Raw genomic sequence first — 12,612 nt, forward strand, 5'->3', positions numbered from 1 at the left:
AATCTCGCTTGGCCTGCGCTTTATTGTGACGCGCAGTAGCCTTGGCCGTGTGGTGCAGACAGGCGTTCCGCACATAGGCCGCGATTGCCGCTCGGCGGAGAGGATTTCAATGCTGATACGCTATGGCTACGAAATGACCTTAGTCTGTCAGCAGCCAACGGCGCTGGTTTGCCTGCTATCGGTCCATCAGGATCGCGCGGCTGATATCAGGGCCCCCGAAACAACCTTCACGACACCGAACGTCCCTGTGTCGACCTACTACGATCTGTTCGGTAACCTCTGCCGAAGACTGGTTGCGCCCGCAGGCGACTTCACAATCTGGGGCGACGCCACCATCGAGGATGACGGCCAAAGGGACCCTGTGATCCCCGGGGCCAGGGAGATCCCCGTACCGGACTTACCTAGCGATTGCCTCGCGTATCTTATGGGCAGTCGCTATTGCGAAACAGATAAGCTTAGCCAAGTCGCATGGGACTTTTTCGGATCATTGCCTCCCGGATGGAGGCGTGTGCAGGCAATTTGCGACTTTGTGCACACCCACATCCGCTTCGACTACATGCAAGCCCGTGCGACACGTTCAGCTTTCGAAGTCTTCCATGAGCGAGTTGGGGTGTGCCGAGACTTTGCTCATTTGGCGGTGGCGTTCTGCCGTTGCCTCAACATTCCGGCGCGCTACGTGAACGGCCACCTTGGCGATATCGGGGTGCCCGTTGTGGATCCAATGGATTTCAGCGCCTGGATGGAAGTGTTCCTCGATGGCCAGTGGCATACATTTGATCCCCGCAACAACGTTCCGAGGATCGGCAGGATTGTGGTCGCCCGGGGACGAGATGCTGCCGATGTTCCTCTCATCAATTCATTCGGACCTCATCTCCTCAAGTCTTTCCGAGTGTGGACCTACGAGGTGGAGAAGTCGCAGTGAGCGCTTGGGATAGCCGACCGATACGGACGCCGCAGAAGGAGTGGCGCGCGATATTCCACCTTGCTTATCTGACGAGCCCGGCCCATACACGTAAGTGATGGCGCACCCAACGCTGGGTGCTGGCCCCGCGCGCTCACGACAGTATTGGTGCCATTGTTGAGCGCGCGCCGCCGCTGAGATCGGGGCGCAGCGTGGCATGTTACTTGTAGTTCGTGCGCCTAAGTTCCCCGGCGACAGCGCAATTATACGCCTCAGTGGCACCTCCAAGTCCTTCGATCAAGTTGCCGGAGGTTCTGCTTCATTACTGCAGATGGCGACGAGCGAGACGCCTTCTCACAATCAGCTGCGCGCCAGCGCCTCGGTCCAATCGCCATCATCGAGGCTGACAGGCTCACTATCGAGCTTGGGCTGCCAAAACACGGGCATCATAAGCCTATAGCGTGCAACCTTTGTGTTCTGACGCATCTCAGGCGGAGTCCGCACGTTACGCAACCTTGCGAAAAGGAGCGAGGTCCATGACTAAACTTGATTACAACACCCCCGCTGAACTCTATCCGAGACAACGGAATGTCGGGGCAAGTCCGATAGGCTCGATCGGGTACAGGCGCTTCGACTCTGCAGCAGAGGCTGTGAGGTTTGCCGTGGAAGAGCTGCCTTCCGAGCTTCTGTTGGGCACGCACCTCGAGGTCGACGAGGCCCGGTTCGACGGAGCGGGAATCCGAGCGCTTTACGAAGACGCTGACTACCCATTGAAACGGCATGCCTCCAATTGAGTGCAAGATCTCGGTCTTAGCAGCGAACTTCACTCTTCGGCAGACTACTTCACCGACATGCGCGGTGTTGCCAGCACATCGTCCACCCCGTCATCGGTCCACAATCGATTTGGCTCCGATGGCCTCTTGAGGCGCGCTTTTTTGAGCCGTCCGTGATCACTGCACCATGAAGTTGTTCGAATGCCAGCACTGCGGACAGTTGCTCTACTTCGAAAACACGCGGTGCGAGCGCTGTGGACACGTTCTGGGCTATCTGCCGGACCGAGAGGACTTGGTCACCCTGACGGGCGATGGCGGTGGCCTTTGGTATGCCTTGGATGACGCCGGGGAGGCTTTTGCCTTCTGCGCCAATGCCGCCTACGACGTCTGTAACTGGCTCGTTCCGGCGGCTGCGGGATTTACACACTGCCGTGCTTGCCAACTCAATCGGACGATCCCCAACCTCGATGAACCCAAGAATCTCCTTCTCTGGCGACGTTTGGAAGCTGCCAAACACCGCCTTGTCTTTGGGTTGCTGCGGCATCGTCTGCCGCTAGTCAGCAAGTTCGACGACACCGAGAAGGGACTTGCATTCGATTTTCTCGCGGGATCGGGCGCGAAGTTCCGGGAAGGCCCACAGGTCATCACAGGCCATAGCCGGGGACTGATTACCATCGATATCTCGGAAGCCGACGACGCCGAACGAGAACGCCATCGCCAAGACTTGGCAGAGCCCTACCGCACTCTCCTTGGACACTTCCGTCATGAGTCCGGCCACTATTATTGGGAGCGACTCGTTCGGGGGGGTGTCTGGCACGAAGCCTTTCGGGAGGAGTTTGGCGACGAGCGATACGATTACGGATCCGCCCTGCAAGCCCACTATGCAAACGGGGGCAAGCCCGGCTGGCAGGAGCAGTACGTCAGTAGCTACGCAAGCGCCCACCCATGGGAGGACTTCGCCGAAACGTGGGCGCACTATTTGCACATGGTCGATACTTTAGAGACGGCCGCCGCCTTCGGTCTGCGCGTGCGCCCTAAGACAGGCCGCAACGCCGTGCTCGAGATGGACATCGATTTTGATCCATTCCGCCAGGATAATTTCGATGCACTGGTCGCTGCATGGCTGCCACTCACTTACGCGGTCAACGGCCTCAACCACAGCATGGGCCAGCAAGACCTCTATCCCTTTGTCCTAGCGCCAACGGTCATGGGTAAGCTCCGTTTCGTCCACGGGCTCATACACCGAGACAGCGAGGTCGAAGCGAACTGAGGCTTCGAAGCCTAACTTGCAAGGGCGGCAATGATAGACTTTTGCCCGATGAGAGCGATGTCTGACCGTGACGGCCCAGGATCCGACAGTCGCAGGATACCCTTATTGATCTGCCATGATTGGGACCCAGCACGAGCGGGCTCGGTTTCACCTGGCCCGGCGTCCAGTCTGCCGTGATGGCGCCAGGCAAATTCTACCGAAAGCCGAACACAGGGTGCACAGTCAATGCAAAAGGACAACGCGGGACTCCCGCCCGAGTTTGCCGACCGATTCACTGAGCCCTTTGCGCGCTTCGTCAAGATTGAGGCTGTGGCAGGCTGCGCCTTGCTCGTTGCAACGTTGGCTGCGGTGATCCTAGCGAACTCTCAATGGGCCACGCAGTTTCTGGCCTTCTGGGAAACACCAATCGGCCTGCATGTCGGCTCATTGGACTTCACTCGTTCGCTGCGCCACTGGATCAACGACGGTTTGATGACGCTCTTCTTCTTTGTGATTGCCTTGGAACTCAAGCGCGCCCTCGTCCTGGGTGAGTTGCGAGATTTGCGCGCGGCGGCACTACCTTTCTCGGGCGCACTCGGCGGCATGCTCATTCCCGTAGCTCTTTATGTGCCGCTGATGTGGGGCCAGCCTGGCATGCATGGCTGGGGAACCGTGATGGCGACCGACACCGCCTTCGTGATTGGATGCCTCGCACTTCTCGGCTCCCGCATCCCACCGAGCCTACGCCTGTTTTTCTTGTCTCTGTCGATTTTTGATGATGTGGGAGCCATAACGGTCGTGGCCGTAAGCTACAGCAACGCCCTCAACTGGGCAGCCCTTGCCTTGGCCATGCTCGGAGTCACTGCGGTCGCGGGATTTGCTCGCCTCGGAATCCGAAGCGTTCCCTTCTATTTTCTGCTGGGATGTGTCATCTGGCTTTGCTTCGACGCCTCCGGCATCCATGCAACGATTACGGGCGTGATACTGGGTTTGATGACCCCACCACATGGATGGGTGAGCGACGAGCGACTACGCGCGATCCTTAGTCGCGCGCTTTCTCATCCGACAGGCGATTACTGGAGTGGGGATACCACCGAGCGTCGAGACCTTCTGCGAGCGGGCACAGCTCTAACAGAGGCACTCTCACCTTTGGAGCGGCTGGAAATGATGCTGCATCCATGGGCAGGGTTCGTGGTCATGCCAATCTTCGCTCTGGCTAATGCCGGGGTCGAAATTCACGGCGCGGATCTCGGACAGCCTGTCTCGGTGGCGATCTTTGCGGGGCTAGTCTTTGGCAAACCCATCGGTGTGCTGACCTTCAGTTCGCTCGCAGTTCGCCTCGGTCTCGCTAGTCGAGCGCTCCGATTGAGCTGGCCTCTATTGGCGGCGGGCAGTCTGCTGACCGGGATAGGCTTCACCATGTCGCTGTTCATTGCAGGTTTAGCCTACGACCCTGCAATATTAAACGCGGCTAAGATCGGAGTCCTTATCGCGGCGGTGGTGTCCGCCACCGCAGGTCTTATTATGCTGTTTTGGCTGACTCACGTTAAGCGGATCGCTCTGATCTAGCAATGCAGCATGAGGCACTCCTGCTCATGGCTCCGAGAGCATCGTTGGGAGGTCGCCTACTAATTCCTAACTTCCGCGACGTCGGGATTATCTCGTGAGCCAAACTAGAGTGGCCACCAACGCAACTATGATGAGCGGAGAATATTTGAGCGCATAAGCCGCTACCAAATAGATCATCTCAACCTCTCTCACCCGCAGAAGCATCAATCAGAACCACGGAGACTCCCGGCTACGCGGAGCGGATGTGATCTCGCAGCGCACCCGAGTCGGCTTCAGCGTCCTCAAGATACTTTCTGACCAAATCGCCAATCGATACGATGCCGACCAGCTTTCCCTTTTCTACAACAAGCATGTGGCGGAACTGGTGGGTCGCCATTTCCGCCAACAGTCGTTGGTTCGTGTCGGCTTTGTTCGCGGTCACCACGGCCGTAGTCATGAAGTCAGAGATAGGTCTACTCAAGGCTTCGTGGCCGGCCTTGCCGACCGCTCTCATAACATCGTGCTCCGACACAATGCCGCAAACTTTGTCTTCATTCTCCACAATGACAACGCAGCCAATGCGATGCCTGGCGAGGAGCTCTGCGACATGGCGTAGCGATCTCTCAGCGGTGGCGACAACTACGCTACTATCCCTATATGCCAGGTTGCTGGTGGCATTCATGCCATTCCTCCAGTCTCAGTTGGCCTAGCGGCCGGACAATAACTGCACCTGCCCAGGGTCATGGTGGCGGGCCCCATTGAAGGTGTGAGATAGCGTCAAGATCAGCACCGCCGCGAATAGCGTGCCCGTAATGAGGAATGAGAGAATGCCGGGCCAGCGACTCGGAGTATGGGATATGATGCCGTGGTTCTTCATTGCCGTCCGGTTCGCGCGATCGAAGTGGTCGCACACAATGAGCCGCTTCGTTGCGCGATTTACGCGCCGATCGGTTCCCCTGCAGTAGAGCTGCTAGTCAGTCTCACGGATCGAATCGTGAGTCATGCGAAGCGAAAGTGGTGAGCAATGCGGAAGACTAGTGTCTATTCTCGGGATTCATGCGATATCGGTTCGCACAAACACACTCAGAGGCGTACCTAACCGGAGATTTTGGCTCAGACAATTTAGGCGGAAGTCACTTTGCGAGCGATAACTGATCCTGCGCCTTTCTCAAACGAATAGCGAGTCAAGTCATCATCGGCTGTTCAAGACGCGAACCCCATGGCCTATCCGGGTTGGGTTGTCAGCAAATCTCGTCGCTCCCAGAGTGTATTTAGCTAGCCAACGGTCGTCAGCAAGAGCCAACCCACGACCGACGGACCCGTTAGCGCAAAGGGTTTGGTCAAACGACATCTTTGCGAGACAGCGGGTAACTTTTACTTTCGTATAGCAAGCGAATTTGGTGACCATCGAACCTTTGCTCTTCGACCTCAAGGTAGGTGCCCAAGAGGTACTGAGCCGGAAGCTCTTCGATCGCGAAGCGCAATGCTTCGGCGGCAACCTCGAAGCGCTTGTAGGTAATGTGCCCGAGACCGCGCTTGCAGCTCCGGGCTGGATAAAGTTCGGCCATCGCGGCATAGTCAAACGCCATATCATCCAATCCTGTCGTGGTGTGCACACAGTGAGCTGACCAACGACCTTGCAAGCGCTCTATCGACTCTGCGCCCCAAGGTCACGGCGAGTGGCGTTACGGGAAATGTGCGACCTCCTGCCGCGCCAGGCGTCTCGTGCTTTGATCAGCGCGGCTTCGAATTCGGAAACAGAGGAATCGTTCAGTGCCGGTTTTGCCCGGTTGAGAGAATCGCCACGGCGGCTGCGCGTGATATTTGCAGGCCGATCTGTAAACCTGGCATGCAAAATAGGGCGCTTAGCATTCATTATTTGGCCTCTTTGTTTTAGTCGTAGCCGCATCGCGTGCGATTATCGCAGGCCGGCTATCGGGGTCTCGTCTAGGGAAATTGTTCGCGCGGATTTTGACTGCGAAGGGTTATGCAGGGGGCTGCGCGCCCAGCGTCACATACAGTGACTAAATCCGTTACCTAAAGTCATATGGGTACTCAGGCGTCAAATTGTGAGTAGCCCGTTTGCCAACGACACAGTTGCTGACGAAGTTTTGCAGTGAGCCAGCTGCTTGTAGGTCCGGGGGGCAGCATGCCAACGTTCCGGCATTTACGCGGACCAAGTGAAATAAGCATACGCAAGCTGGACGCTACGGATATGGCGCGGGCGTTACTCGGGCTCGTGGTCATGGCGCAACTTGTAGAACGAACGCAAATCCTCCTCGGACAATCGAATCCAAGTGGCCCCTTCGGCCGTCGCCCAGAGATTGCAGGCGAAGCACCCCCGCAAGCGTTGCCCAAAGTTATCAATCTCCCTCAGGGGTTGATGGCACTGTTGGCAGCGGTGAGCTTGGTACTCAGGCATGAAGCAAGAACCTCCCTCTAGGTAAGGCCGCCGCGCCATCCATAGCGGGAGCTTCGGTATTGCTCGCCGTCTACCTCTGGTCTCATCGCATAGATAGCATCAGATTGCGTTTGAGAATTGGTCGCGCCGAGGTTCAGGTGACCATTGGTTTGGTAGTCCGGTCTAATTGGATTGGACCGCTGTGACACACCGATTCCTAGGAAGACTTGTTACGTACGGAAGGGCCGAGAAAGCTGCTCTCTTGAAGACTATAGGCCACGTGCCGGTCGAAGCCGGGAACTTGCTCTATCTCGTCCCAACTTCTGTAGGGTCGATGTTGAACCAGCGCCTTAGCTCGCTTTGGGTCTAGCTTACCCACACGAACAAGGGCGTCGAAGGACGCAGAATTGAGGTTGGCACGATAGGACCGTGTGGACGCGCGAAAAGGCATAGACATTCCTTTTGATCGTACTGTTGATGTGCGTCGCGACAAGAACGGGCTGCCGCCCGCGGCTCGAGTGCTGGGTCACCTCGAAAGCCAAATAGGGACTGCCGCGCCACTATGACCTCGTCGTTATAACAATGTGTGGCGAATAGCTTGGTGCGAAGCTGTAGCAGTTATCGTCTAGTTCTTGACGACGCTTAATCGACCATGCGCCCTTAGGAGGCAAATAGCGAGTCGAAACACGGTTATGGAGCAGAAATTAGAACCTGCAGCTGTCGAATGTCTGCCTTGGGAGGGGTGAATCAGAACCTAGCAGAAACGACTAATACAGTCTGCTACTGACCCAAAGCGGCAGTCCCGCCAGCTGGAAGTCCTAGATGCGCGCGCGCATCCCTGTGACGCCGAGAAGGTCAACTTGCCCGTTTGTGGTTTTGATGCATCTGCGCTGGAGGCAGAAAGCAGCGGTCGGTTGCGCTGAGGTCGATGCCACCTTCATTTTCAGGATTGCTAGCGCAGTTGATGCAGACAGCGGGATTACCGCAAGAGCTCGTAGCAACGTCCTCCAGATAAGGGCCGCCGCTCTTCCGTGTGATTTTGGAAGAGGAGCCCCGCAGCCAAATGCGTGGGCGCGGGGCCCCCTCCTTGGCTCGACCTCAATGTTTCATGAAGGAGCCACAATAGGATATCGAATGAGCAGGCCTTCGATTTCATCAAGCATACGTCGTCAGCACTCACCTGACCTAATTAAATCGCATAAGAGCATCACTGACAGTCCGTAGGAACGTACGGCATCTTGCGCCCAGCGATGTCTGGGCTCGCGGATCAACGCATGCTTCTAATCCCAAGCGCCGGCTGCTCGAGGACTCCCCGCGCACGACACCTTGTGGTTTCCACCGAATGCGCCTATATAGGACAATCGACATTTGGCCGGACAATTGGCCGTAGCGCACAAGCGCGCGTTTCAGACCCCTCCCAAACATCGACAATCTCGCTTCGAGTCGCGCTTCCGCGCGTCTTCAGGCACGACTGCATACACTTGGACGAAAGGAAACCCGATGAATCCGGGAACCGTTAAGTTTTACAACTCCACTCGTGGCTTCGGCTTTATTGCACCCGCTGATGGCGGCAATGACGTGTTCGTACACGCCACTGCGCTGGAGCGCGCGGGCATCACGCACCTGACCGAAGGTCAGAGCGTTACATTCGCCACCGAGGTCGATCGCCGCAGCGGCAAGACCGCTGTGAGCACCATTGAGGCCGCATAGTCTTTCCAGACTATCGCCTCAATGAATTAGAGCCGTCCCTTCGGGGGCGGCTTGTTAGCTTTGCCCGAACTTGTCCATTGAATGCCGAACCGACACGAAGGCCCGACATGAGAACGTCACTGACCACGCGCATGACAGCAGCCAAGCGTAGTCCCGAGCTGGTTCGCAGCAGAAGCCAACAGCGCCATGACAATCTGATGCGCGATCAAGAACGGGAACGCGAAGCGACCGCCAAGAAGACCGCCCGCTTGCGCGAACTTCGACTCGCGAAGGAAGCCGCCGAGAGGGCAGAGGCGGCACTCAGGCCTGCCCCCGTCAAGCGCCCAAGAGTGCGCAGATCCAAGAAAACTTGATCGCGGCGTCAGACAAACACCGAGGTGCAGATGGCTAAGCCGAACTACAATTTTCAGAAGGCCGAGCGAGAGCGGGCAAAAAACCGTAAGAAACAGGAAAAGCTCAAGCGGCTTGAGGACGAGACAGCCAAGCGCCAAGCGGCGCATGACGATGGGACCGATCCAGATACTCCTGCTCATTCTGATGCAAGCAATCGCTAACCAGAAACAACTGCCCAATTCGCTTATCGAAGCCGGAAGCGTGTCTAACCCCAATTAGCCCCGACCGCACAGTTCGGATACGTCAGTCGCGGTTTGTTTTCAGTCTTGGAGGAACCGTGGAACACCCTGGCTTTTTTGACCGCGGGGATCCCATCTCACTCAGACGCATTGCCGAAGCGGTCGGCGCTGAGTTGAGTAGTTCCGACGATGGCCTGGCTGAAATCGATGACCTGCGCGCCTTGAGCGACGCATCCGCCACCCATCTCACATTTTGTACCGGGCCCCGATACGCCAAGGCTCTCGTTGCCACGAAGGCGCGGGCCTGTCTGATCAGACACTCCGACGTCAGCCTCATTCCCACAGATGTCGTCCCTATTATCACGGACGCCCCCCACCGTGCCTTTGCCATGGCGATTGGGCTTCTCTATCCCTCTGCGCTCCAACCCGAGGAGCACTTGGCATACGCGACCGTAGGAGGTCCGTTGGTGCACCCAACCGCCAAGATTGGCGAAGGTGTCACAATCGGACCTGGGGCCATTGTCGGGCGTGAGGCGAAGATCGGTGCCGGTACCACGATTGCCGCAGGCGCCGTGGTCGGTTACCGCGTGTTCATTGGAGCCGATTGCTTTGTGGGCCCTGGTGCGTCTGTAACCCATGCCTTGGTCGGCAATAGAGTCACGCTTCATGCCGGTTCCCGAGTCGGGCAGGACGGCTTTGGCTACGTCATGAGCCCGGAAGGGCATTTCAAGATCCCGCAAATTGGCCGGGTGGTCATTGGAGATGTCGTCGAACTCGGTGCCAACTCGACAGTCGATCGAGGCTTCCTAGCGGACACAAAGATCGGTGAAGGAACTAAGATCGATAACCTTGTTCAGATCGCCCACAACGTGGTGATAGGCCGTCACTGCATCATCGTCTCCCAAACGGGAATTGCGGGTTCGGCCCAACTTGGTGACTTCGTCATTCTGGGGGCCCAGTCCGGCGTGGTGGAACACGTGAAGATCGGCGATGGTGCGCTGATTGCAGGCATGGCCCATGTGAAGGACGATGTGCCGAGCGGGGCCCGGATGGGCGGAACGCCGGCCCGTCCGTTCAACGAATGGGCACGAGAAATTGCGGTGGTGAAGCGACTCGGCAAGAAAAGTCGGCCTTTGGAGGGTTAGAGCGCGTCTGGTAGGCGCACAGCATGTCTGCTCCTGATGCTGTGGACGGCTCCCGCCACCGGCATCTAGGTGCCAAATTGCGGTTGTTGTTGTCTGCGAACCGCCAGGAGGGAGCCGTCCATGAACGAAGTTACCACGATCGGAGTTGATCTCGCGAAGAACGTCTTTCAGGTCCACGGCGTTGATGCGTCGGGCCAGGTTGTCGTGCGCCGGCAGTTGAGGCGTAGCCAGGTTCTGCCGTTCTTCGAGAAGCAAGCTGCATGCGTTGTGGGCTTGGAGGCCTGCGCCACCGCGCATCACTGGGCGCGGGAGATTGCGAAGCTCGGGCACGACGTCCGGCTGATGCCGGCCAGATATGTGAAGCCCTACGTCAAGCGGAACAAGAACGATACGGCGGACGCGGAAGCGATCTGTGAGGCGGTGGCGCGGCCGACCATGCGCTTTGTTGCGGTCAAGACGGAAGAGCAGCAGGCGGTGCTGATGCTGCATCGCACCCGGCAGCTGTTCGTGCGCCAGCGTACGACCCTGATCAATGCGATCCGGGCTCACATGGCCGAGTTTGGCATTGTCGCCGGGGTCGGCCGCAACGGTGTAGAGAGGCTCCTTCGGCTCATCGACGACGGGGCCGATGAGCGGGTGCCTCGTGTGGCACGGGAATGCCTTCAAGCGTTGCGGGCCCAGCTCGTGCTGGTCAAACGTCAGATCCTGGAGGCTGACCGGCGCATCCTTGCCTGGCACCGGTCGCATGAACTGAGCCGTCGCCTTGAGACGATCCCCGGCGTTGGGCCGCTGATCGCGACGGCCCTGGTTGCCAGCATCCCCGATCCCCATGCCTTTGGCTCGGCACGCGATGTACCGGCATGGATTGGGCTTGTGCCCAAACAGAACTCCACGGGCGGCAAGGAGCGGCTGGGAAGCATCTCCAAGGCAGGCAACCGCTATCTGCGCTCGTTGCTCGTGGTCGGAGCCTTATCCGTGATCCGACGGGCCAAGCAGGTCGGCTATACGCGGCGGGCCTGGCTCGCCGAGCTGATGGGGCGCCGGCCAGTCAAGGTTGCCGCGGTCGCCTTGGCCAACAAGATCGCCCGCATTGCCTGGGCGCTGATGGTCAGCGGCACACGCTACAGGGAGCCCGCTTTGCAGGTCGTTTGAGAGATGCGCGCCTTACACGCGCTAACGAGGTTGGAAAGGGCAGTACGAGGATAATGCACCCAGCCGGTCGATCCGGAGATCGGGACACCCCAATCGTGCCAGGGCAGCTTTTGACTGCGGGCTTTTGACCGGGACCCGATCTCGCGGAGAGCATTATGGCCAGCGGCCATGGGTAAGCGCCGCATCAAAAGGCCGGACACATGGCAGCACCGACCTGCCGTGCATCACCTCCAAAAAGCTCTTGCCAACAGGGAGCCGTCCACACATGGCACATTGCGGACTTTCCGAGACGCGATTTTCAAGTCCGCACGCAGTCAAAAGCGGCCCTCAGATCTGTCTATTTGCTCTTTAAGGGTTGCGATTCGAATTCTGCCAAAGTCACCAACTAGATCAGGAGCCAGCCGAGCCGAGCGAACTGCCCACGATGGTTCGCAACTACCACCCGACACGAATCGAACCGTCATTACGAAACTTTCCGCGCTATTGCCGCACTTCCTCATGCTCAGGTGCCCACCAAAAACCACCAGCGTGACGCGGCGGGCCCCGCCGCCCGACGCCACGCTGACCTAGCCTGGCGTCCATTCCCGTCAAGGGAAAGGAGACGGTTACGCAGGCCCCTTGACGGGGCCCGAGGCCCCCAGGCTCTAGGCGGCCAGCGACGGGCGGCTCCGAAGACCACCGCTGAAGCCCCGCATGTAGGACCAAGGAACCGCTCTAACTCACCGTTGACCTGTCGCGCCCCGGCTAAATCTCTCAGTACAACTGCTAGGGCTGCACGCCAGATCTCGGATCTTGGCACCAACATCGCTCACCGGTCGGAGAACACAGCCGAAGCTTGGCACCACACTTCAGTTCGTATGCATTGAACTGAGCCCCGCAAACTCGTCCAACTGAATGTAGAGTCCGTAGGTAGCAGGAGACGGTTTCATGAAACGTTCGAACTCTTAGAGACGAATAGATCATTGGGCAGAAAAGGAGCAGGAGGCTGCCAGGATGCCCCCGAATGTTTGCCCTAAGCATGGGACTAACAGCGTGACATTCTCCAAGCGGAAGGCCAAATACGGAACGACGAGTTCGCTGACAGCCCCAAACTGCGGATGCCGAAAAATGAGAACGTAATTCTGAGGAATCTGTTGGCTAAAACGATGCTAGACTAGTTCA

The 12,612-nt window shown here is 58.0% G+C and carries 10 protein-coding genes; 7 read left to right on the forward strand and 3 right to left on the reverse strand.

The window, feature by feature from the left end:
- Nucleotides 1-109 precede the first annotated feature (109 nt).
- The 3 genes from AUC68_RS09020 (at nt 110) to nhaA (ending at nt 4,492) form a co-directional block, all read left to right on the forward strand.
- Nucleotides 110-922 carry a transglutaminase-like domain-containing protein gene (locus tag AUC68_RS09020; protein WP_069437313.1) on the forward strand — a complete coding sequence of 271 codons (813 nt, stop codon included), beginning with the start codon at nt 110-112 and terminating at the stop codon, nt 920-922.
- Between the two features lie 939 nt (nt 923-1,861).
- The gene (locus tag AUC68_RS09030) at nt 1,862-2,944 is read left to right on the forward strand and encodes a zinc-binding metallopeptidase family protein (RefSeq protein WP_069437315.1); all 1,083 of its coding nucleotides are present in this window, start codon (nt 1,862-1,864) and stop codon (nt 2,942-2,944) included.
- A 225-nt stretch (nt 2,945-3,169) separates the two neighbouring features.
- A complete protein-coding gene (gene nhaA / locus AUC68_RS09035) occupies nt 3,170-4,492 on the forward strand; it encodes a Na+/H+ antiporter NhaA (protein ID WP_069437316.1) in 1,323 nt (440 codons plus the stop codon).
- A 229-nt stretch (nt 4,493-4,721) separates the two neighbouring features.
- Here the strand turns inward: nhaA and AUC68_RS09040 are convergent, their stop codons facing one another.
- From AUC68_RS09040 to AUC68_RS18715, 3 genes are all read right to left on the reverse strand, one after another.
- The gene (locus AUC68_RS09040) at nt 4,722-5,153 is read right to left on the reverse strand and encodes a CBS domain-containing protein (protein WP_069437317.1); all 432 of its coding nucleotides are present in this window, start codon (nt 5,151-5,153) and stop codon (nt 4,722-4,724) included.
- Between the two features lie 658 nt (nt 5,154-5,811).
- A complete protein-coding gene (locus tag AUC68_RS09045; RefSeq protein WP_069437318.1) occupies nt 5,812-6,060 on the reverse strand; it encodes a hypothetical protein in 249 nt (82 codons plus the stop codon).
- 1,029 nt (nt 6,061-7,089) lie between these two features.
- Nucleotides 7,090-7,329: a helix-hairpin-helix domain-containing protein gene (locus AUC68_RS18715; protein ID WP_083240575.1), complete on the reverse strand. Its 240-nt coding sequence runs from the start codon at nt 7,327-7,329 to the stop codon at nt 7,090-7,092.
- Nucleotides 7,330-8,372: 1,043 nt separating this feature from the next.
- Here AUC68_RS18715 and AUC68_RS09055 point away from each other — a divergent pair.
- The 4 genes from AUC68_RS09055 to AUC68_RS09070 all read left to right on the forward strand — a co-directional run bounded on the left by AUC68_RS09055 (nt 8,373) and on the right by AUC68_RS09070 (nt 11,451).
- Nucleotides 8,373-8,582: a cold-shock protein gene (locus AUC68_RS09055; RefSeq protein ID WP_069437320.1), complete on the forward strand. Its 210-nt coding sequence runs from the start codon at nt 8,373-8,375 to the stop codon at nt 8,580-8,582.
- 383 nt (nt 8,583-8,965) lie between these two features.
- The gene (locus AUC68_RS16980) at nt 8,966-9,136 is read left to right on the forward strand and encodes a hypothetical protein (RefSeq protein WP_193407081.1); all 171 of its coding nucleotides are present in this window, start codon (nt 8,966-8,968) and stop codon (nt 9,134-9,136) included.
- 116 nt (nt 9,137-9,252) lie between these two features.
- Nucleotides 9,253-10,299, forward strand: a complete 1,047-nt coding sequence (lpxD, locus tag AUC68_RS09065; protein WP_069437322.1) for a UDP-3-O-(3-hydroxymyristoyl)glucosamine N-acyltransferase — start codon at nt 9,253-9,255, stop codon at nt 10,297-10,299.
- Nucleotides 10,300-10,419: 120 nt separating this feature from the next.
- Entirely contained in the window at nt 10,420-11,451 is a 1,032-nt protein-coding gene (locus tag AUC68_RS09070) for an IS110 family RNA-guided transposase (RefSeq protein WP_069437323.1), read from the forward strand.
- Nucleotides 11,452-12,612: the final 1,161 nt, after the last annotated feature.

The sequence above is a fragment of the Methyloceanibacter methanicus genome (genome assembly GCF_001723285.1).
GTDB classification, from domain to species: domain Bacteria; phylum Pseudomonadota; class Alphaproteobacteria; order Rhizobiales; family Methyloligellaceae; genus Methyloceanibacter; species Methyloceanibacter methanicus.